The organism is Ruegeria sp. CG4, assembly GCF_056537185.1.
On the sequence record NZ_JBQFRB010000007.1, the window covers coordinates 169,089 to 190,714 of the forward strand.

At 59.6% G+C, this 21,626-nt stretch carries 22 protein-coding genes and 1 riboswitch; of the genes, 8 read left to right on the forward strand and 14 right to left on the reverse strand.

Translation table 11 applies throughout. The features are described from left to right. Positions 1-19: 19 nt before the first annotated feature. On the forward strand, positions 20-1,576 hold the full coding sequence (locus ACR0J2_RS17585) for a phosphate ABC transporter substrate-binding/OmpA family protein (RefSeq protein ID WP_480813405.1): 1,557 nt from the start codon (positions 20-22) through the stop codon (positions 1,574-1,576). A gap of 19 nt (positions 1,577-1,595) precedes the next feature. Here the strand turns inward: ACR0J2_RS17585 and radC are convergent, their stop codons facing one another. The 13 genes from radC to dnaK all read right to left on the reverse strand — a co-directional run bounded on the left by radC (position 1,596) and on the right by dnaK (position 13,296). Beyond that, positions 1,596-2,351 carry a RadC family protein gene (gene radC, locus ACR0J2_RS17590; protein ID WP_480813406.1) on the reverse strand — a complete coding sequence of 252 codons (756 nt, stop codon included), beginning with the start codon at positions 2,349-2,351 and terminating at the stop codon, positions 1,596-1,598. Between the two features lie 35 nt (positions 2,352-2,386). After that, on the reverse strand, positions 2,387-3,124 hold the full coding sequence (locus ACR0J2_RS17595; RefSeq protein ID WP_480813407.1) for an ABC transporter permease: 738 nt from the start codon (positions 3,122-3,124) through the stop codon (positions 2,387-2,389). Beyond that, positions 3,121-3,849, reverse strand: coding sequence for an ABC transporter ATP-binding protein (locus ACR0J2_RS17600; RefSeq protein WP_480813408.1), 729 nt, complete (start codon positions 3,847-3,849; stop codon positions 3,121-3,123). The genes ACR0J2_RS17595 and ACR0J2_RS17600 overlap by 4 nt, the downstream gene beginning before the upstream one ends. After that, entirely contained in the window at positions 3,846-4,520 is a 675-nt protein-coding gene (gene tenA, locus ACR0J2_RS17605) for a thiaminase II (RefSeq protein ID WP_480813409.1), read from the reverse strand. The genes ACR0J2_RS17600 and tenA overlap by 4 nt, the downstream gene beginning before the upstream one ends. Beyond that, the gene (locus tag ACR0J2_RS17610) at positions 4,517-5,452 is read right to left on the reverse strand and encodes an ABC transporter substrate-binding protein (protein WP_480813410.1); all 936 of its coding nucleotides are present in this window, start codon (positions 5,450-5,452) and stop codon (positions 4,517-4,519) included. Before ACR0J2_RS17610 ends, tenA begins: the two co-directional genes overlap by 4 nt. Before the next feature lie 20 nt (positions 5,453-5,472). Further along, complete coding sequence (locus ACR0J2_RS17615) at positions 5,473-6,438, reverse strand: HesA/MoeB/ThiF family protein (RefSeq protein ID WP_480813452.1); 966 nt, start codon at positions 6,436-6,438, stop codon at positions 5,473-5,475. After that, positions 6,435-7,031: a thiamine phosphate synthase gene (locus ACR0J2_RS17620; protein ID WP_480490978.1), complete on the reverse strand. Its 597-nt coding sequence runs from the start codon at positions 7,029-7,031 to the stop codon at positions 6,435-6,437. The genes ACR0J2_RS17615 and ACR0J2_RS17620 overlap by 4 nt, the downstream gene beginning before the upstream one ends. Continuing rightward, positions 7,028-7,798: a thiazole synthase gene (locus ACR0J2_RS17625; protein WP_480813411.1), complete on the reverse strand. Its 771-nt coding sequence runs from the start codon at positions 7,796-7,798 to the stop codon at positions 7,028-7,030. The genes ACR0J2_RS17620 and ACR0J2_RS17625 overlap by 4 nt, the downstream gene beginning before the upstream one ends. A 1-nt stretch (position 7,799) precedes the next feature. After that, positions 7,800-7,994, reverse strand: coding sequence for a sulfur carrier protein ThiS (gene thiS / locus ACR0J2_RS17630; protein WP_321249930.1), 195 nt, complete (start codon positions 7,992-7,994; stop codon positions 7,800-7,802). After that, positions 7,978-8,955 (reverse strand): FAD-dependent oxidoreductase, encoded by a 978-nt coding sequence (locus ACR0J2_RS17635; RefSeq protein WP_480813412.1) that lies wholly within the window; start codon positions 8,953-8,955, stop codon positions 7,978-7,980. Before ACR0J2_RS17635 ends, thiS begins: the two co-directional genes overlap by 17 nt. After that, entirely contained in the window at positions 8,952-9,755 is an 804-nt protein-coding gene (thiD, locus tag ACR0J2_RS17640) for a bifunctional hydroxymethylpyrimidine kinase/phosphomethylpyrimidine kinase (RefSeq protein WP_480813413.1), read from the reverse strand. Before thiD ends, ACR0J2_RS17635 begins: the two co-directional genes overlap by 4 nt. A gap of 45 nt (positions 9,756-9,800) precedes the next feature. Further along, a riboswitch (TPP riboswitch) is annotated at positions 9,801-9,907 on the reverse strand. A gap of 261 nt (positions 9,908-10,168) precedes the next feature. Then, on the reverse strand, positions 10,169-11,314 hold the full coding sequence (gene dnaJ / locus ACR0J2_RS17645; protein ID WP_170612683.1) for a molecular chaperone DnaJ: 1,146 nt from the start codon (positions 11,312-11,314) through the stop codon (positions 10,169-10,171). A 74-nt stretch (positions 11,315-11,388) separates the two neighbouring features. Continuing rightward, complete coding sequence (gene dnaK, locus ACR0J2_RS17650) at positions 11,389-13,296, reverse strand: molecular chaperone DnaK (protein ID WP_321249926.1); 1,908 nt, start codon at positions 13,294-13,296, stop codon at positions 11,389-11,391. A gap of 214 nt (positions 13,297-13,510) precedes the next feature. On the opposite strand from dnaK, the gene ACR0J2_RS17655 reads away from it, so the two are divergent. After that, complete coding sequence (locus ACR0J2_RS17655) at positions 13,511-14,113, forward strand: alpha-ketoglutarate-dependent dioxygenase AlkB family protein (RefSeq protein ID WP_480813414.1); 603 nt, start codon at positions 13,511-13,513, stop codon at positions 14,111-14,113. On the opposite strand, the gene ACR0J2_RS17660 is transcribed toward ACR0J2_RS17655, so the two are convergent. Further along, positions 14,110-14,931: an ABC transporter permease gene (locus tag ACR0J2_RS17660; protein ID WP_170824985.1), complete on the reverse strand. Its 822-nt coding sequence runs from the start codon at positions 14,929-14,931 to the stop codon at positions 14,110-14,112. The genes ACR0J2_RS17655 and ACR0J2_RS17660 overlap by 4 nt on opposite strands. 122 nt (positions 14,932-15,053) lie before the next feature. Here ACR0J2_RS17660 and cysQ point away from each other — a divergent pair, with 122 nt between their 5' ends. The 6 genes from cysQ to ACR0J2_RS17690 all read left to right on the forward strand — a co-directional run bounded on the left by cysQ (position 15,054) and on the right by ACR0J2_RS17690 (position 21,626). After that, the gene (cysQ, locus tag ACR0J2_RS17665; protein ID WP_480813415.1) at positions 15,054-15,851 is read left to right on the forward strand and encodes a 3'(2'),5'-bisphosphate nucleotidase CysQ; all 798 of its coding nucleotides are present in this window, start codon (positions 15,054-15,056) and stop codon (positions 15,849-15,851) included. Continuing rightward, positions 15,851-16,651, forward strand: coding sequence for a 3-deoxy-manno-octulosonate cytidylyltransferase family protein (locus ACR0J2_RS17670; protein WP_170612693.1), 801 nt, complete (start codon positions 15,851-15,853; stop codon positions 16,649-16,651). The genes cysQ and ACR0J2_RS17670 overlap by 1 nt, the downstream gene beginning before the upstream one ends. A 70-nt stretch (positions 16,652-16,721) precedes the next feature. Next, positions 16,722-17,705, forward strand: a complete 984-nt coding sequence (galE, locus tag ACR0J2_RS17675; RefSeq protein ID WP_480813416.1) for a UDP-glucose 4-epimerase GalE — start codon at positions 16,722-16,724, stop codon at positions 17,703-17,705. Positions 17,706-17,712: 7 nt separating this feature from the next. Next, positions 17,713-18,756, forward strand: coding sequence for a glycosyltransferase family 2 protein (locus ACR0J2_RS17680; RefSeq protein WP_480813417.1), 1,044 nt, complete (start codon positions 17,713-17,715; stop codon positions 18,754-18,756). Positions 18,757-18,942: 186 nt separating this feature from the next. Next, positions 18,943-19,929, forward strand: a complete 987-nt coding sequence (locus ACR0J2_RS17685) for a glycosyltransferase family 2 protein (protein ID WP_170612697.1) — start codon at positions 18,943-18,945, stop codon at positions 19,927-19,929. Continuing rightward, positions 19,926-21,626 carry a DUF5927 domain-containing protein gene (locus ACR0J2_RS17690; RefSeq protein ID WP_170612699.1) on the forward strand — a complete coding sequence of 567 codons (1,701 nt, stop codon included), beginning with the start codon at positions 19,926-19,928 and terminating at the stop codon, positions 21,624-21,626. The genes ACR0J2_RS17685 and ACR0J2_RS17690 overlap by 4 nt, the downstream gene beginning before the upstream one ends.

Here is a 21,626-nt window from a genome sequence, read left to right on the forward strand (position 1 = left end):
AGGCAGGCTCGAAACTCCTATGACATCCTTACGTGCAGCAGTGGCTGCACTTTTTCTGGCAACGCTGGCGCCCGGTGCCCAGGCGCAGGACATCACGCTGACCTCGCATGACGGCAAGGTCGAAGTAACTGGAAACCTGCTGGGATATGATGGCGAGTTCTATCGCATCGACACCCAATTCGGTGAACTGACGGTGGACGGGTCCGGCGTGACCTGCGATGGCCCCGCCTGCCCCAATCTGACCGATTTTGTGGCAGAGGTCCGGTTCTCCGGGTCGTCCGTCATGGCCGAGAAAGTCATGCCTGCCCTGATTCTTGGTTTTGCCCAACAAGAAGGGTTGTCGGCGACCCCATCACGGATTGACTCGGGAACCTTTGCCTACGATCTGTTTCAACCCGGGCGACCCGCACCTTTGGGGCGGTTCTTCTTTCGCGTGGGCGATACCGGTCGGGGATTTTCCGATCTGAGCGCCAATGAAACCGATATCGTCATGGCCTTGCGCGAAATCCGTCCGGGTGAGCGACTGGCTGCGGAAGACGCCGGGATGGGCGATCTGACAAAAGCGCGGCGATCCCGGGTTGTGGCGCTGGATGCGATGGTGCCTGTGGTGTCCGCAGTCAACGCAATACGGCAGATCTCGCCCACGGATCTGGCACGCGTGTATTCCGGCGAAATCCTGAACTGGGCCGAACTGGGCGGGGCCGATGCGCCGATTGCGCTGCATCTGCCGGACATAGGATCGGGCTTGTCCCAGGCCTTCGAGGATCAGTTGCTTGCGCCCGCTGGCGTGGCGCTGTCCGACACGGTCCTGCGGCATGGGCGCAGCAACGACTTGGTTCACGCAGTGGCCGAGGATCCGTTTGCCATCGGAATCGCCAGCCGGGCCGAAGCTGACAATGTCCGCGCGCTGGCGCTTGCCGGGGGCTGCGGCCACGCGCTGACGGCGACCCGGCAATCGATCAAGACCGAGGATTATCCGCTAACCTCACCTATGTTCCTGTACCTGCCGTCATACCGCCTGCCCCGGATCGCACGACAGTTTCTGGCCTATACCCAAAGCCCGGAAGCTCAGATGGCGATACGGCAGGCCGGTTTCGTGGATCAGGCACCCGAGACCATGCGTATCGGATTGCAGGGGGACCGCCTTGCCAACGCCATCGCAAACGGCGGGGACGAAGTTGGCCTGGACAGCTTGAAACAGATGATCGAAACGCTGCGCCCGATGTCACGCCTGTCGCTGTCTTTCCGGTTCGAGGCCGGGTCTTCGCGCCCGGATGCCCAGTCCCGCGCGAACATCCTGCACGTGGCGCAGGCGCTTGAGGCCGGGGCCTACGAGGCCCGAAAGCTGACCTTCGTGGGATTCAGCGATGGTGACGGGCCAGCGGCGGGGAACGCCCGCATTGCGCTATTGCGGGCCAAAACAGTGCGCAACGCGGTTCTGGCCGCTGTTGAGACCGCGATACCCGACAGTGTCGAGATCTCGGTCGAAGGGTTCGGCGAAGCCATGCCCATGGCCTGCGACGACACCGAATGGGGCCGCAAGATCAACCGCCGGGTCGAAGTCTGGATCGAGTGACTTCGAATCCCACCGACAGCTACAGATAGCCCTGCGACCGGAAACTCAGCTCTGTCGATTTTCCGATGATAAGGTGATCGTGCAGCACCAGGCCAAGCGCGGTGCAGGCATCTTGAATGCGATTGGTCATGTCGATGTCGGATTGTGATGGTGTGGGGTCACCCGAGGGGTGGTTGTGCACCAGAATCAAAGCCGAGGCATTCAGTTCCAGCGCCCTTTTCGCCACCTCGCGCGGGTAGACGGGAACATGGTCCACCGTGCCCTTGGCCTGTTCCTCATCTGCGATGAGGACGTTCTTGCGATCAAGGTAGAACACGCGAAACTGCTCCGTCTCGCGATGGGCCATGGTGGTGTGACAATAATCCAGCAATGCGTCCCAGCCCGAGATCACATGCCGTTGCATCACCCGTGCGCGGGCCATGCGATGGGCGCAGGCTTCCAGAATCTTCAGATCGGTAATCACGCTTTCGCCGACACCCTTGATCTGTCGTAACCGTTCTTCGGGCGCGGTCAGCACCCGGTTGAAGTCGCCCAGTTCATCCATCAGGGACCGGGCCAGAGGCTTTACGTCTTGCCGGGGGATCGAGCGGAACAGGACCAGCTCCAGCAGCTCATAATCCGGCATCGCTGCAGAACCGCCAGACATGAACCGTTCGCGCAGCCTTTTGCGATGGTCCTTGATATAAGACGGCAACCGGCCTGCCGGCAGCGGCTGCACCGGGGCTTCGTCGTTTTCAAAAAGCATCGGGGCTTCGGCAAAGGCGTCGTTGGTCATACGCGCAGACTGGCGCAGAATTGCTTTCCGAAACGTTAACGCACCTCACCCGCCATGCGGGCCGTGGCGCGGTGCACCACCATGTGCAGCAGGATCGAAAATACACCCAGCGTCAGCATGGCCGCGAACATCAGGTCCGTCTTCGCCCGGCCGTTGGCCAGCAGCATCAGGTTCCCCAGACCCCCGGAGGAACCACCGACCCATTCTCCGATCACGGCCCCGATGGGTGCGTAGACAGCCGCCAGCCGCATCCCCGAAGCCAGCGAGGGCAGGGCGGCTGGTATTCGGATATGCCACAAAACCGCGCGCGGGCTGGCCTGCATGGTGCGTGCAAGGTCCAGATATCCGGCCGGAGTGCGCATCAATCCGTCAAAAAAGGATGACGTGACCGGAAAATAGATGATCAGCATGGCCATTGCCACTTTCGACCAAAGATCAAACCCCAGCCAAAGCGTCAAAAGCGGTGCCAGGGCAAAAACCGGCAGGGCTTGCGTGAACACCAGCAAGGGTCGCACCAGGATCCGGGTCATGCGCGAACTGGCCAGCGAGACGGCTGTGACAACGCCCAAGGTTACACCAAAAACGAAGCCGGTCAGTACCTCGACCGCCGTCACCCAGGTGTCCTTTGCGATGATCCACCGGTTGTCCCACCATGTTTCGGCGACAATGGCCGGGCCGGGCAAGATGAATTTCGGCCAGCCCGTGAAGGTGACGATGCCCTGCCAGACGACAAGGCCAAAAAGCGCGGCCGCAAGCGGAGACAGGTGTTTCATGCTGCCTCCTGTCTCAGCAGGCGCAACAATGCGCCTTGCGTGGCCAACGAGTCCGGGTCGTCCACTTTGCGGGGGACGGGGGCCCGGGGCGGCTGGCATTTGGTCAGCCCGTGCCGGGTCATGACAATAATGGTTTGCCCCAGCCGGGCGGCTTCGGCCGGATCGTGGGTGACCAGCAAAACGGTGCGGCCCAGCAACACCTCGGCCGCGAGATCCTGCATATCGGCGCGGGTTCGGGCATCGAGGGCCGAAAACGGCTCGTCCAGCAATACGAAAGGGCGGTCCTCCATCAGCGTTCGGGCAAGAGCCACGCGCTGGCGCTGACCACCTGACAGTTCCGACGGTTTCTTGGTCAGGTGATCCCAAAGGCGCATCCGTTTGACCAGACGGTCGCGCCGGTTCAGATCGGCCTTTTCCCCCCTCAACTGTGCGCCCAGCGTGGTATTTCGGGCAACACTTGCCCAAGGCAGCAACAGATCGTCCTGCGCCATGTACGCGACACGTTCTGGCACCGGCAAGCCATCGTCAGCCGTGATTTGCCCCGAGAACTCCGCCCCGGTCTGCAATCCCGCAATCAGGCGCAGGATGGTGGTTTTTCCGACGCCGGAACCGCCCAGAAGACAGGTCCATTCCCCTGCCGCCAGTGTAAGCGAAAGCGGCGCGAACAGGGTCGCGCCGCCGATTGTGGCCTGTCCGCTGATGGTCAGGGCGGGGGCAGACATCATGGCGTCAGGCCCATCTGCCAGAAACTGACTTCAAGTTCGGTCGCGGTGCGGAACGTGCGGCTCAGGCGGTCCCAGCGGGGGGAGGCCTCGAAATTTTGCCCAATCCTCCGTGTTAGAGCCTGATCAAGCAACTCTCCAACCGCCTTGCATGCAGCCTGATAGTCTTCGCTGGCATAGGCGTTGATCCAGTCCCGATAGGTTTCGGACGTGGCCTCGGTTGCCAGACGCGCGCCAATCTCGCCATAGCCCATGACGCAAGGCGCAAGCGCTGCCAGCAGGTCCAGCAAGTCACCGCTGTAGCCTGCCTCGAGCACAAAGCGCGTATAGGCCAGGTTCTCGGCACGCTCGGGCGTCGCAAACAGGTCCTGCTGTGAAATGCCCGCAGCCTCGCAGACACCGATATGCAGTTTCATCTCTTCGCTGATCAGACCGTTCACTGTGCGCGAGGCGGCCAGCATCTCTTCGTGGGTTTCCGATTTCACCACCGCAAGCGCCCAGGCACGGGCAAAATGGATCAGAAACACATAGTCCTGCCGCAGATAATGAAGAAACGCTGCGCGCGGAAGCGTTCCGTCCTTCAACTCTTCGACAAAGGCGTGGCGGGTATAATCCCGCCACGGCCCCTGCGCCGCATCGCGCATCAGCGCGAAGGCCGTGCCATATCCGCTCATTGCGCAGTCACGTCGATGGCGATGGCGCTGACCGGGTTGATGCTGTCGATCATGCCGCTGTCTTTCAGAAAAACCTCGAACCGGGTGTACCGCCCGGCATCGAACCCGGCCGGGCGCAGGGCAAAACGCGGCAGCGTGTCGACCCAGGCACGGGCGTTCAGCTCATCCTGCAGCTCGGGCGAGGTTGCTGCGAAGATTTCCCAGCTTTTTTCGGGGTTGTTGACGATGAACTGTGTTGCCTTCTCCGTCGCGGCCAGAAAACGGGCGATCTTGTCGGTATCCATTGTGTCCGGGTTCGCGACATAGATCAGTTCGTCATAGGACGGCACGCCCTCTTCCTCGATATAGAAGCAGGTGCCGGGATGGTCTTCGATGTCCATCTGGTTCAGCTCGAAATTGCGGTAGGCGCCGATCACCGCATCTACCTGCCCCGACATCAGCGACGGTGAAAGCGAGAAGTTGACGTTGATCATTTCGACATCGGCCAGTGCGACGTCATACTTGCCCAGAACGGTGCCCAGAACCGCCTCTTCCACGCCAGCGACAGAAAAGCCGATTTTCTTGCCTTTCAGGTCCGCCGGGGTTTTGACCGGGCCATCTTCCAATACCAGAAGGCAGTTGAGCGGGGTCGCGACTAGCGTGCCGACACGTTTCAGGGGCAGACCCTCGTGTATCTGCAGATGCAGTTGCGGCTGGTAGGACACAGCCAGATCGGCCTGCCCCGCAGCAACCAGACGCGGCGGTGCGGACGGGTCAGCAGGCGGGATGATTTCAACTTCAAGCCCCTGTTCGGCGAAATAGCCGTTTTCCTGCGCCACGATAATGGGGCCGTGATCGGGGTTGATGAACCAGTCCAGCAAAATGGTCATCTTGTCGTCAGCCCAGGCCGGTGCAGCGGCCAGCAGCGATAAGGCTGTGATCAGTTTCTTCATATCTCGCGTTTCCTTCCTGTTCACGAGGTTGAGGCCGCGACGAGGACAATCTCGCCCGGCCAATCCGATTGAATCCGTTCGGCTGCGCGCCACGCCCGTAGACCAGTGGCGCAGCAAAGGGCCAATCTTTTTGCTTGTTTAGGCTCTAATCCGGACAATTCGACTGGCGTTAGTCGTTCTGCGCCGGGGTGTATCGGGACCAGCGCTTCATCCGTGCCGCGAAGCTCGATGATCCGGTCTTCGGCCGTGAGTTGGCTGGCAGACAGGAAGCGGAAACAACTTGCGGGTTCTGGCGCATCATCGAAACGGAAACTGTTGCTGCGCAGGGTGCGGGCATCAAAGTTCACCATTTGGCCCAGCGGCGATGGTTGCAGGCCCAGGATCACGCTCAGCGCCATTTGCGCCTGCGTCGCGCCGATCACACCGACAACCGGACCCAAAACACCTGCTGAGGCGCAGCTGGCACCACTGTCGGGCGCGTCTGGAAACAGCGCACGTAAAGACGGCGCGCCGCCGCAAAAACCGCCCACATAACCTGACAACCCGAGCACCGAGGCACTGATCAGCGGCTTTCCCTGTGCCAGACAGCTGTCCGACAGGACATAACTGGCCGCATAACTATCCGCACAATCCAGGACCACATCCGACCGCGACACCAGATCTGCCGCGTTTTCGCATGTCAGGGCCTGACTTTGTCTGGTGACTTCAAGCTTGGAGTTGAGGTCGCGACAGCGCCGCGCCGCAACTTCAGCCTTTGGCAGGCCGACATCCCGTTCCGTGAAAAGCGTTTGCCGGTGCAGGTTCGACAGATCAACGACATCGCCATCAACAACCATGATGTGACCCACCCCTGCCCCGGCCAACAGCGGCAGAACCGGCGCGGCCAACCCTCCTGCCCCGACGACAAGTACTCGTGCAGCGGACAGGCCCGCCTGCCCTTCGGGTCCCACTTCGGGCAGGATCATCTGACGTCCGTAACGGTTCATCGCGTGATGTCGATCCATTCGCGCAACCGCGCTTCGGGGTCAGGGTTCAGCGTGATGTCGGTCACTGCCGCGACAATATCGGCCCCGGCCTCGAACACGCCAGGCGCGCGCTCGACCGACATTCCGCCAATGCCGACCAATGGGATACGCCCCACCCGCGTCTTCCATTCGGTCACGCGGGGCAGACCTTGCTGCCGCCACTTCATCTTTTTCAGGATGGTCGGATAGACAGGTCCGAGCGCCACATAGTCGGGGTCCATCGACAGAACCCGCTCAAGCTCATCATCGTCATGGGTTGAAACACCAAGTTTCAGGCCTGCCCGGCGGATGGCATGCAGATCGGCATCATCCAGATCCTCCTGCCCCAGGTGGACCCAGTCGCAGCCCGCCTCTATTGCCTGCTGCCAATGGTCGTTCACGACCAGTCGGACGCCGTGGCTGCGGCACAGTTCGAGCGAGATCATAATCTGGGCGCGCACCGCATCACCCGATTGGTCCTTGATCCGCAACTGCACCAGTTTGACGCCCAGAGGCAGCATCCTGTGCAGCCAGTCTGAATGATCGAAGATCGGATAGAACCGGTCCAACGTCATGACAGAAATGCCTTTCCGATCACTGGCGTTGAAGGTTCGGCCATGTCGCGTGCCTCGATCGGGTCGGCCTTATGGGCCAATTGGCCGGCCTGAATCGCCAATGCCATTGCACGCGCCATCCCCACCGGATCACCGGCACGGGCCACCGCCGTGTTCAGAAGAACAGCATCATAGCCCAGCTCCATCGCATGCGCGGCGTGGCTTGGTCTGCCGATGCCGGCATCAATGACAAGCGGCACATCGGGAAACGCAGCCCGCAGCGCCCGCAGCGCATATTCGTTGTTCAGACCGCGCCCGGACCCGATGGGCGCGCCCCACGGCATCAGAACCTCGCAACCCGCCTGCAACAGGCGTTCGCCGACGATCAGATCGTCCGTTGTGTAGGGAAAGACCTGAAATCCATCTTCCGTCAGGATGCGGGCGGCTTCGACCAGTTGAAACACATCCGGTTGCAGGCTGTCGGTATGACCGATCAGTTCCAGCTTGATCCAATTGGTCTGAAAAGCCTCGCGCGCCATCTGGGCGGTTGTCACAGCCTCTTTCACCGTGTGGCATCCGGCGGTGTTGGGCAGGACAATGACACCCAGGTCGCGGATCATCCGCCAAAAGCTCTGCCCAGCCCCACCCGCGCCTTCACGGCGCAGGGATACCGTGGCAACACCCGCCCCGCTGAGGCGAAACGCTTGTTCCAGAATGGCCGGACTGGGATACTGCGCCGTGCCCAGCATCAGCGGATTGGGCAGTTCTGTGCCGTAAAAGGTCTTCACGTCAGCCCCCCTGCATCGGGGCGACAACTTCGACCCGGTCACCATCTTCGAGTTTTAGTGCCAGTCGAAGGCTTGAAGGGACGAACTGTTCATTCACAGCTGTAGCTACGCAGCCCGAGAATCCACATTCCGCCAGCAAATCTGACAGGGTTTCTGCGCGGCTTTCGCGCGCCTCGCCATTAAGCACGATCTTCATCGACCATCTCCGAATGTTTGTTTTCCAGCGCCAGATCGGCGACGCCCTGTGCCAACGCGGGCGCAAGCAAGTAGCCATGGCGATACAGGCCATTGGCATAGATCGTTCGACCCAACCGGCGGATGCGAGGCAGGTTGTCGGGAAAAGCGGGGCGAAGATCGACACCGATTTCCAGGATCTCAGCCTCACCAAAAGCCGGGTTCAGCGCATAAGCCGCACTGAGAAGCTCCAACATCGAGCGGGCAGTAATCCGGCCGCTGTCCTCGGATTCGATCATCGTTGCGCCCAGCATGTAGACCCCGTCACCCCGCGGGACGACATAAAGCGGCATGCGCGGATGCAGCAGTCGCACAGGGCGAGAGAGAGTGACATCTGGGCAGCGGATCACCAGCATCTCGCCTTTGACGCCACGCAGATCATGCAAGATCTCGCGCGCGTGCAACCCCCGGCAATCGATCGCATTCTCCAACCGGGAAGGGGCCAGTGTACGGTGAAAGGGCACACCTCGGTCCCTGAGGTGGCTGCAGAGGTCCCGCAACGCTTGCCGGGGATCAAGATGGGCCTCTGCCCGGAAGAAGAGACCGTTACTGAAACTGTCTAGATCAGGCTCTAAATGGGCGATATTCGCACTTCCGACTTCTGAATGCCCATCCGTTCGGCGTGCAAAGCGGCGCAGATCCGGCAGGTCGCGCGAATGCGCAACAACCAGCGTTCCGCACCGATGCACCCGCGTTCTGGCGGCCCACCAGTCAATCGCTGTTTGTCCAAGCCGCAGAACCGGTTCCTCGGCATTTTCATATTCACACCAGGGGGCAAGCATGCCACCCGCCCACCAGGAACAGCCATGTGGGCCTGGCGGGCCTGCCGAGTCGAATATCTGCACGTCAGCGCCGCGCGATACCAGCTCGGTGGCAACAGTCAGACCGGCTACTCCGGCACCTATGACCGACCAGACGGTCATGCGGGCCAAAGCTGATGAAAATGATGAACCGGCCCATGCCCGCGACCAATGTCCAGATCATCGGACCGGGCTATCGCGCCTTGCAGATAGCTGTGCGCATCTGCAACGGCCGTCATCAGCGTTTTTCCCAGCGCCAGCCCGGCAGCAATTGACGCGGACAATGTACAACCGGTGCCATGCGTGTTTTTGGTATTTCGGCGCGGTGCCGTGAACTCTGCCACCAAGCCCGAAGCGTCGATCAAGAGATCACGGCAAATGTCGCCGGATCCATGCCCGCCCTTCATCAGAACGGAACCTGCGCCCATGTCACACAAGGCAAGCCCCTGTTCTACCATCTGATCCGGCGTCTCCGCAGCCGGGCAATCCAGAAGGCGTCCGGCCTCGGGCAAGTTCGGCGTCAATAGCGTGGCTATGGGCACGAGCACCGCCCGCAATGTCTCAACCGCGTCTTCTGTCAGCAAGGCATCGCCGGATTTGGCAATCATCACAGGATCCAGAACGATGGAACCACGAAACGCTGCAAGGCTGTCTGCAACACATCGGATGATCTCCGGCGTCGCCAGCATGCCAATCTTGACGGCGCCCACGCTCAGATCAGACAGAACGGCATCGATCTGTGCGGTGACAGTATTCAGCGGGATCCCGTGAACGGCGGTAACGGCCCGTGTGTTTTGCGCGGTCACGGCGGTGATCACGCTGGCACCATAAACCCCCAAGGCAGACATTGCCTTGATGTCAGCCTGAATTCCGGCACCACCGCCACTGTCCGAGCCTGCAATTGTGAGCGCAATAGGCGTCATATCGTTGCTCCATCAAAATTGGGCAACGCGCGCATGGAAAACGTCTGACAATATGAGACCGTTCCCTACGCCGGTATTGCCCGGATCAGGTTCGATGGGTTAGCGAATTCACGCCTCTCAGCCCTTCGATCAGGGCACCCCAACGGTTGACCGGACAATCACAGGCACATCGGAAAAACACAAGACTGAATTTGATCTGTTTTATGGCCACCCTGATCCCTTGGGTAAGGCCAATGGTATTTGCGAGGCTCTGCCTCGCGCTCCGGGATATTTTTGGCCAGATGAAGGAAAGATCCCTTGTTCATCTGGCCCAAATATCCCGAGGGAGGCGCCCACAGGGCGGCGGGGGCAGCGCCCCCTGCAACAAATAAGCCGCCCGAAACCGGGCGGCTTTGGTCGGGAAAGCGGTTCCCTTAGCTTTTCATCCCATCCCAGAAGGACTTGACCGACGAGAAAAAGCTTTTTGATTCCGGGTGGTTGTCCTCTCCCAGATCGTCAAACTCACGCAGCAGTTCTTTCTGGCGACTGGTCAGGTTGACCGGTGTTTCCACAGCCAGTTCGATGAACATGTCACCCACGCCACCGCCACGCAGGGCGGGCATTCCTTTGCCACGCAAACGCATCTGGCGGCCCGACTGGCTGCCTGCCGGGATCTGCACCCGGCCACGACCGCCATCGATGGTGGGCACTTCGATCGAACCACCCAGAGCGGCCTTGGCCATGCTGACCGGCACGCGGCAATAGAGGTTTATGCTGTCGCGCTCAAACAGCTTGTGATCGGACACTTCGACAAAGATATACAAATCTCCCGGGGGGCCACCACGCATTCCGGCCTCACCCTCACCCGCCAGACGGATGCGGGTTCCGGTTTCGACACCGGCTGGAATATTGACGGACAGCGCCCGTTCTTTTTCCACCCGACCCGCGCCGCCGCAGGATTTGCAGGGATTCTTGATGATCTGACCCAATCCCGAGCAGGTCGGACAGGTGCGTTCAACGGTGAAAAAGCCCTGTTGCGCGCGGACCTTACCCATACCCGAACAGGTCGGACAGGTGGTCGGTTCAACGCCGCTTTCAGCGCCCGATCCATCACAGGCCGAACAGGCCACGGCAGCGGGCACGTTGATGGTTTTTTGCAAGCCCGCAAACGCCTCTTCCAGCGAGACGCGCAGGTTGTAACGCAGGTCGGAACCGCGTGCGGCACGACGGCCACCGCCACCGCGCTGGCCACCCATGAAATCGCCGAACAGGTCGTCGAACACATCCGAGAACGCGCTGGAGAAATCGCCCTGACCAAAGCCGCCGCCGGGCCGGCCCCCGCCGCCCATGCCGTTTTCAAACGCGGCATGGCCAAAACGGTCATAGGCAGCCTTGCGTTCTGCGTCTTTCAGAACGTCATAGGCTTCGTTCGCTTCCTTGAACTGCGCCTCGGCTTCCGGGTTGTCCTTGTTGCGGTCGGGATGCAACTCTTTGGCTTTCCTGCGAAAACCTTTCTTGATCTCGTCCGCCGATGCACCCTTGGACACGCCGAGTACATCGTAATAGTCGCGTTTTGACATCAGTGTTTCCTTCTGCCTCAACGTAAACGGGCCGGCCCGGTATCCGGACCGGCCCGAATTGGCCCGGTTACCCGTTAGTTACGCTTGTCGTCGTCCAGATCTTCGAACTCGGCGTCGACAATATCGTCATCACCCGGAGCGGCGTCCGCAGCTGCCGGTTCATCCTCGGCCTCTTCGGACTGCGCCTTGTAGATGGCCTCGCCCAGTTTCATGGCCGCTTCGGTGACGTTCTGGATGCCCGACTTGATCTTGTCGGCATTTTCGGTTTCCAGCTCGTCTTTCAGCGCGGCAATCGCCAGCTCGATGGCTTCGATGGTGGTCGGGTCGACCTTGTCGGAATGCTCTTCCATCGACTTCTCGGTCGAGTGAATGAGGCTTTCCGCCTGGTTCTTGGCGTCGACCAGCTCGCGGCGTTCCTTGTCGGCTTCCGCGTTCTCTTCCGCGTCCTTGACCATCTTTTCGATGTCCTCGTCGGACAGACCGCCCGAGGCCTGGATGGTGATCTTCTGCTCTTTGCCTGTGCCTTTGTCCTTGGCCGAAACCGAGACAATGCCGTTGGCGTCGATGTCGAAGGTCACCTCGATCTGCGGCATGCCGCGCGGTGCGGGCGGGATGTCTTCGAGGTTGAACTGACCCAGGATCTTGTTGTCCGAAGCCATCTCACGCTCACCCTGGAACACGCGGATGGTTACGGCGTTCTGGTTGTCTTCGGCGGTCGAGAAAACCTGGGACTTCTTGGTCGGGATCGTGGTGTTGCGGTCGATCAGACGGGTGAACACGCCACCCAGGGTTTCGATGCCCAGCGACAGCGGGGTCACGTCCAGCAGAACCACGTCTTTGACGTCGCCCTGCAGAACACCGGCCTGAATGGCGGCACCCATGGCAACAACTTCGTCCGGGTTCACACCTTTGTGCGGCTCTTTACCGAAGAATTTGGTGACCTCTTCGATCACTTTCGGCATCCGGGTCATACCACCGACCAGAACAACCTCGTCCACGTCAGCAGCCGACAGACCGGCGTCTTTCAGAGCGGCGGCGCAGGGCTTCATCGACTTCTTAATCAGGTCGCCAACCAGCGATTCCAGCTTGGCGCGGGTCAGTTTCATGACCATGTGCAGCGGCTGGCCGTTCGAACCCATCGAGATGAACGGCTGGTTGATTTCGGTCTGCGAGGTCGAGGACAGCTCGATCTTGGCTTTTTCAGCAGCTTCTTTCAGACGCTGCAGCGCCATCTTGTCGGCAGACAGGTCGACGCCGTGTTCCTTTTTGAACTCGTCCGCCAGGTAGTTGACGATGCGCATGTCAAAGTCTTCACCACCCAGGAAGGTGTCACCGTTGGTCGATTTGACCTCGAACAGGCCGTCGTCGATTTCCAGGATGGTCACGTCGAAAGTACCGCCGCCAAGGTCATAGACTGCGATGGTTTGAGTGTCTTTCTTGTCCAGACCATAGGCCAGCGCGGCAGCTGTCGGTTCGTTGATGATCCGCAGCACTTCCAGACCGGCGATTTTACCGGCGTCTTTGGTGGCCTGACGCTGTGCGTCGTTGAAGTATGCCGGAACGGTGATAACCGCCTGCGTGACTTCCTCACCCAGATAGCTCTCGGCGGTTTCCTTCATCTTACCCAGAGTGAAGGCCGAGATCTGGCTTGGGGAGTACTTTTCGCCGCGGGCTTGGACCCACGCGTCGCCATTGCCGCCATCAACGATGGCGTACGGCACCATTTTCTTGTCTTTTTCGACTTCGGCATCATCCACACGACGACCGATCAGACGCTTGACGCCAAAGATCGTGTTGTCGGGGTTGGTGACCGCCTGACGTTTTGCAGGCTGACCGACCAGTCGCTCATCTTCGGTGAAGGCGACGATCGAGGGCGTGGTCCGCGCCCCTTCGGCGTTTTCGATGACTTTCGGCTGCGAGCCGTCCATGATGGCCACGCACGAGTTTGTGGTACCAAGGTCAATCCCGATTACTTTACCCATATTTTCAATCCCTTTCTCTTCAAGGCGATGTCCCGAGGCCGGGACCCGTTATGGCATCCCTGCCCCGATCTGCATTGCGTAATGGCCCTACACCATTGCGCGTCCCGGCGTATATAAGGGCGCGACGAAAGGCCTGCAAGCGGTGTAAAACGCAGGTTTTCGGGATTTTGTGGCCTTTTTCGGCAAGGTTTTGGCAAGGATTGAGGATTCTGGGATGGCCCGGCTGATTTTGCGCGGATTTGACATCAGAAAGGGCTGGCTGGATGCATCGGCCCAGACGCAACTGATCGAAACGCTGCGCCCGATTCTGAAAGCAGCGCCACTGGTGCTGCCAGTGACGCCGCAAGGCAAGGCGATGTCGGTGCGCATGACCTCGGCCGGGGCCGTTGGCTGGGTCACGGACCGGGATGGCTACCGGTATCAAACACTGCACCCGCAAGGGAAGGCCTGGCCTGACATTCCCGAACCGATCCTGAACCTGTGGCACGACCTTGCCAGCCGCGAACGCGACCCCGATTGCTGTCTGATCAATTATTACGGGGAAGGCGCCCGGATGGGTCTGCATCAGGACAAGGACGAGGCCGATTTTTCCTGGCCGGTTCTTTCGGTTTCGCTGGGGGATGATGCGCTTTTTCGGATCGGCAACACCACCCGAGGCGGCAAGACCGAGTCGATCTGGCTGAACTCGGGCGACGTTGTCATCATGGGCGGGCCGGCACGGCTGACTTATCACGGGATCGATCGCATCCGCTTCGGATCTTCCAAACTCTTGCCAAAAGGCGGGCGGATCAACCTGACGCTGCGGGTGGCCCGTTAGCGGCGTGCGTCCCAGCTTTGAGACACGTGTTTGCGTGTAAAGAACTCACCCAACAGCCCGATCATCAACAGCGCTATGCCGACCCATAAGGCATATTCCCAGTTTGTGTTCCGTGGAAAATAGTTGCGGAAAATGAAGCCCCGGGCCTGGTCGATGATGTGAAACAGCGGGTTCCAGGCGAACATCATCAGGATATAGCCGCCCAGCGCATTGGCGACGAACATCTTGCCCGAGAACACCATGTTCAGACGCCGATAGATGTTTTTCAACATCTCCGCCGTTCTTGGAAACCACGGCTTCAGGGCCATCAGGTTCAAACCCACCGTGCATCCCACAAACCACGACAGGATCAGCATTCCGAAGGCGCCGCCTGGGTCCAGAATATCCAAAGGTTCAACCGCGACATGATACACGAACAGGATCACCAGAATCGAAACGAGCTGCGTGTAAAGCGCGCCGAAGGCCGCCGCCAGCAGCATGATCATCGGATTCATCGGCGAATGCAGCATCATCGGATTGTTCCCCGGCGCAATACCGGCAATCGCGGATACCGACTTTACATGCATGATGAACATGAAAACGCCCGACAGCATGTAAAGCACGAAGTTGCCGCGGATTTTGGCAATCCGTCCCCCCATAAATGACAGGATCAGGTAGAAGACAGTGGCCAGAATGACGATCTGCATGATGTTGATGAAAATCGCGATAACAGCATTCGAATGTTGCGAGCGTATCTGCCGCACGACGGCGTGAAACACCAGTTCCGCCGTGGTGAAGGCACCGCCCAAAAGCGTTTGGTTGCGCTTGTAATAAAACACCCGACGCGTCTTTCCTGCTTCTTTGCCCAAAAACTGGCACGAAATTCTTGCCGTTCCGTAACCGTCACATCATAAGTCCAACAGGACATTGGATCAACAAATCCCAGGAACGGAGCATTTTTGTGACCTACGACGCGTTAATTCCCGTCATCAGACGCCTTGCCCTGCAAGCAGGGAACAAGATCATGCAGATATATGAGGCGGATGATTTCGACGTGAAGGTCAAATCCGATAGCAGCCCCGTGACCGAAGCGGACGAGGCAGCAGATGCCCTGATCTCGGCCGGTCTGCGCGAAGCCTTTCCCGATACCCTTCTGGTGACCGAGGAACAGGCGGCCTCGCACACGCAGAAGGGTGATACGTTCCTGATCGTCGATCCGCTGGACGGCACTAAGGAATTCATCAATCGGCGCGGCGATTTCACCGTCAATATCGCGCTGGTCGAAAACGGCGTTCCCACGCGCGGCGTTGTTTATGCACCTGCCCGGGGCCGCATGTTCTACACGCAGGCCGATGGCCGGTCGGTCGAAGAAACAGGTGCGCTTGAGATGGACATTATCGGGGACGTTACGCCAATTTCAGTGTCTGAACCGGACAATTCCGCCCTTTTGGTCGTGGCCTCGAAATCGCATCGGGACCAGGCGACCGAGGATTACATCAACAAATATCAGGTGAAGGACAGCAAAAGCGCCGGCTCGTCGCTCAAGTTCTGCCTTGTGGCCACTGGCGAGGCCGACATCTATCCACGGGTTGGCCGCACGATGGAGTGGGACACCGCCGCCGGACACGCGGTTCTGGCCGGCGCCGGGGGCAAGGTCGTTCGCTTCGACGATCATTCACCGCTGACCTATGGCAAGGAAGACTATGCAAATCCGTTCTTCATTGCCTACGCTCCGGGTGTGGAACTGAAGGAAGCCTGATGTCTGTACTGATCGCAATCCCCGCCCGTTACGCGTCGACCCGCTATCCGGGCAAACCGCTGGTGCCGCTGACCGGTGCAAATGGCGTGTCCATGACCCTGATCGAAAGATCCTGGCGCGCTGCGTGTTCGGTATCCGGCGTGGACCGCGTTGTAGTGGCCACAGACGATGACCGCATTCGTGACGTGTGCGAAGGGTTTGGGGCGGAAGTGGTCATGACCTCCGAGACCTGTGGTAACGGCACGGAACGCTGCGCCGAAACCCATGCCAATCTGGGTTCGGGCTACGAGATCGTCGTCAATCTGCAGGGAGACGCACCGCTGACACCGCATTGGTTCGTCGAAGATCTGATCGCGGGGTTGCGCACGGCCCCTGACGCAGGTGTGGCCACGCCGGTCCTGCGCTGTGACGGTGATGCGCTGAACAGCCTGCTGAATGATCGCAGGAACGGACGGGTCGGCGGCACAACCGCCGTGTTCGGTGCGGATCACAGCGCAATGTACTTCTCGAAAGAGGTGGTCCCCTTTACCACGGCCACTTATGCGGGTGACGAGCCAACCCCGGTGTTCCATCACGTGGGTGTTTATGCCTATCGACCGGATGCGCTGGCCGCTTATCCCGACTGGCCGGTGGGGCCGCTGGAGAAACTGGAAGGACTGGAGCAGCTTCGGTTCATGGAGAACGGCCGCAAGGTTTTGTGCGTCGAGGTTGAGGCCAAGGGCCGCCAGTTCTGGGAACTGAACAACCCGCAGGACGTGCCCAAGATCGAAGAAATGATGGCCGCGATGGGGTTGGATTGAACGTTTTTACCCATTTCACCGTCTCCTTTCATGGCCTAGTGTTTTTTGACGTTCGGAAATTGGATCATCCATGACAGTTGTTCTTGTCACCGGCGGTGCCGGATATATCGGGTCGCATGCCTGCAAGGCCCTTGCTGCCGCAGGCTATACGCCTGTGACATATGACAATCTGGTTACCGGCTGGCAGGACGCGGTGAAATTCGGGCCGTTCGAACATGGTGATCTGCTGGACCGAAACAGGCTGGATCAGGTGTTTGCCAAATACCGTCCCGTTGCGGTGATGCACTTCGCTGCTCTCAGCCAGGTGGGCGAAGCGATGGCGCAACCCGGCCGATACTGGGCGAACAATGTCACCGGTTCGCTGAACCTGATCGAAGCAGCCGTCGAAGCCGGATGTCTGGATTTCGTCTTTTCGTCGACCTGTGCCACTTACGGCGATCAGGACAACGTGGTGCTGGACGAAAACGCGCCACAGAATCCGGTGAATGCCTACAGCTCCTCGAAACGCGCGATTGAGGATATTCTGCATGATTTCGGGGCCGCGCACGGGCTGAATCACGTCATTTTCCGCTATTTCAACGTTGCAGGAGCTGATCCTGAAGCAGAAGTTGGCGAGTTTCACCGGCCCGAAACCCATCTGGTGCCGCTGATGCTGGATGCCATCGACGGCAACCGGGATGGTCTGACCGTGTTCGGAACCGATTACGATACGCCGGACGGCACCTGTATCCGCGATTACGTTCATGTCTGCGATCTGGTCGATGCCCATGTTCTGGGACTGAAATGGCTGGAAAACGGCAAAGGCAACCGGGTGTTCAACTTGGGCACCGGGTCCGGGTTTTCGGTGATGGAAGTGATCGAGCAATCCGGCGCGGTCACCAACCGAACAGTGCCCTATACGATCGGACCCCGTCGCGCCGGGGATTGTACGCGGCTGGTTTCGGGCTCGGACCGGGCGGAACAGGAACTGGGCTGGCGGCCGAAAAGATCAACGTTAGAGACAATTGTCAGGGACGCGTGGCGCTGGCACCAGACCGGACACTACGAGAAATGAGGGTCATGTGACCGCGCACCCGGTACAGGATCTGCCATCCATTGGCTGGGCGCAGATGTACCGGTTGCGTCTGAAACGCCGCGGGCTCTTGTGGCGCTCATTCCGAAGCCGCCGCCAGCTGTCCTGTCTTGAGGACCGGACGGAGAAAATCGGTAAGGGAGATATTCTGGCCTTTATCACACTGCGCAACGAGATGATGCGGCTGCCGTGGTTTTTTGAACACTACCGAACCCACGGCGTGGATCATTTTCTGATCGTGGATAACGGCAGCGACGACGGATCGACCGAATATCTGTTGGAACAACCAGATGTTTCGGTCTGGAACACGACGGCCAGCTACCGTGCCGCGCGGTTTGGCCTGGACTGGCTGACCTGGCTGCAGATGAGATACGGGCACGGGCACTGGACCCTGATGGCTGATGCGGACGAGTTGCTGATTTACGCCCATCACGAGACCAGATCGCTACATGATCTGACCGCATGGCTGGAGTCGCACGGGCAGGATGCCTTTGGTGCGCTGATGCTGGATCTGTATCCGCAAGGGCCGCTGGGGGATCAAGGCTATGACCCCGAGACCGACCCGACCCGGGTACTGGACGGGTTCGACAGCGGTCCCTACCGGGTGCAGCGTCAAAGCCCGCTGGGTAATCTTTGGGTGCAGGGCGGAGCCCGCGAGAGGATGTTTTTCTCAAATGCCCCGCGTCGGTCGCCCACGCTGAACAAGATCCCTCTGGTACGCTGGTCCCGGCATTATGCCTTTGTAAACTCGTGCCATTCCGCGCTGCCGCGCCGGTTGAACACCACCTATGACGGCCCGGGGGGGACTGCGGCCTCGGGTATCCTGCTGCACACCAAATTCCTGCCGGATGTCGTCGACAGGTCCGAAACCGAGAAGACCAGGCGTCAGCATTTTCATGATCCGGACCAATTCGGGCCATATTACGATGGCATAATTGCGCAGCCTGTCATGTGGACAGAGCGATCAGAGCACTACGCCGGATGGCAGCAATTGCGCGCGCTGGGGCTGATGAATGACGGGGGCTGGAACTGAATTGCCGCCTTCCCGACAGAATTGCAACGCCCCCGGCTAACAACTTTTAAACCCGTTGCCTCGCAAGATGCATAGGTGGCATAAAACGGCAATGGCTCGGATCCACTCAGGCTTGAACAGGCCCCGGGCCTGCTCGCGTAATAATAAGGGTTGGGCAGTCGCGTGAGCCTGTTGGATTCATATAGAATGAGGCTTCGGCGCAAGCGCCGTCTGGTGCGCTGTGTGCGCAAACGAAGCGAGCTGCGCGCGGTTTCGAACAACACCGCGCAAATACAGCGTGGCGATGTCTTGCTGATGAGCGTTGTACGCAACGAAAAGATCAGGCTGCCGTTCTTTCTGGACTATTATCGCAACCTGGGCATCAATCACTTCCTGTTTGTCGATAACGACAGCGATGACGGAACCTGCGCCTTTCTTGAGGCGCAGCCGGATGTGTCCGTCTGGCAGGCCGAGGCCAGCTATAAGCGCGCATCCTTTGGTCTGGACTGGTCCAACTATCTGCTGCGCAAATACGCGCCCGATCACTGGGTCCTGACGGTCGACCCGGATGAGTTCTTCATTTACCCGTTTTGTGACACCCGCCCGATCCGCGCGTTGACGGACTGGCTGGATGGCTGCGCCGTACGCAGCTTTGGCACCATGCTGATCGACATGTATCCGCAGGGTCCGGTCGAAGAGGCGCCATATCAAGAAGGGCAGAATCCGTTCGAAATCGCGAACTGGTTCGACTCGGGCAACTACATGATTACCCGGAACCCCGATTATGGAAATCTGTGGATTCAGGGCGGTCCCCGCGCGCGGGTGTTCTTTCAGGACAATCCCTCAAAAGCTCCGGCGCTGAACAAAATACCGCTGGTCAAATGGGACAAGCGCTATGTCTATGTCAGCTCGACCCATTCCCTGCTGCCGCGCGGGCTGAACCAAGTCTACGACGAATGGGGCGGTGAAAAGGCCAGCGGCGCGTTGCTTCATGCCAAGCTGATCAACACTCTGGGCGACAAGGCGCGCGAAGAACTGCACCGCGGCCAGCATTATCGCGGCTCGGACGAGTACCGGGCCTATGCCCAGCGGCTGGAAGGCAAACCGGTTTTCTGGTGCGACTGGTCCGAGAAATACATCAACTGGAGACAGCTTGAGATTCTGGGCCTTATGTCGAAAGGAAACTGGGCATGAGCGGTCTGGGCGTCGTCATGCTGGTGCATACAGCACTGGACCGTGCCGAGCAGGTCGCGCGCCACTGGACAACGTCCGGCTGCCCGGTAGTGATCCACGTGGATCGCAAGGTTTCCGACCAGGCATTTGCCGAGTTTTCCGAGGCCTGCGCCGACAATCCCCTGATTGTATTCTCGGACCGGCATGCCTGCGAATGGGGCGGCTGGGGCATCGTCGCAGCCTCGCAATGCGCGGCGACGCTGATGCTTGAACAGTTCCCGGATGTGCGCCACGTATTTTTGTCGTCCGGGGCCTGTCTGCCCCTGCGGCCCGTGCAGGAACTGATCGACTATCTGTCGGACCGCCCGCGCGTCGATTTCATCGAAAGCGCGACCACCGCCGATGTCAGCTGGACCATCGGCGGTCTGGATCATGAACGGTTCACCCTGCGGTTCCCGTTTTCCTGGCGCAAGCGCCGCAAATTGTTTGATACTTACGTCAAATTTCAACGCGCTCTGGGCTTGCGGCGGCGTATCCCGGACGGGCTGGTCCCGCATATGGGCAGCCAGTGGTGGTGCCTGACCCGGCAGACCCTGTCGGCCATCCTGCAAGACCCCAAACGCCCCGTGTATGACCGCTATTTCCGCCGCGTCTGGATACCCGATGAAAGCTATTTCCAGACGCTGGCAAGGCTCTATTCAACGCATATCGAAAGCCGCTCGCTGACCTTGTCCAAGTTCGACTATCAGGGTCGGCCGCACATATTCTATGATGACCACCTGCAATTGCTGCGCCGTTCGGACTGTTTTGTGGCCCGCAAGATCTGGTGGAAGGCCGACCGGCTGTATCAGTCGTTTTTGACCGATCAGGCTGGGGCGATGAAACCGGCCGAGCCAAATCCGGGCAAGATCGACCGGGTGTTTTCCAAAGCGGTCGAGCGGCGCATGCGCGGGCGCGACGGGCTGTACATGCAAAGCCGGTTTCCCCGACATGGCAGCGAAAACGGCCTGACGTCGTTTCCATATTCGGTATTTCAGGGCTTTTCCGACCTTTTTGAAGATTTCGAAACCTGGCTGGAAAACACAACAAACACACGCGTACATGGTCATGTGTTCAGCCCTGAACGGGCAGAGTTTGCGGGTGACCAGACAATTACGAACGGCGCACTCAGCGATTGCGCCACATTGCGCGACTACAACTCGAAGGCTTTCCTGTCGAACCTGATCTGGAATACTCGCGGCGAAAGACAGTGTTTCCAGTTCGGCCCGGCGGACACGCAGGATATCAACTGGTTTCTGGCGCGCGACAAGAACGCACAGATTTCAGTGATCACCGGTGCCTGGGCAATTCCGCTGTTCCGGTCGAACCGGAACTTCGCCGACATCCGCAACGAGGCCGCGCGCCTGCAACAGATCGAAAGCAAACAGCTTGAGGTTCTGACCTCGGTCTGGACCAAGGCGCGGGTGCGCACCTGGTGTCTGGCAGAGTTTGTCGAATCTCCGATCGAGGCGCTGCACGAGGTGATAGACGAGATCGGGACCCAGCAACCGAGCCACCTGATTGAGGCGCCGAAGATGGTTGATCTGTCCGGCTTCGGTCAATTCCTGCAAAACCTGAAGAACCAGGGAATGCACCCGTATCTGATGGGCGATTTCCCGGTAGACGACGTGTTTGGCAGCCAGACCAAACCGTTCCGAAAACCCTATTTGGTTCAATAA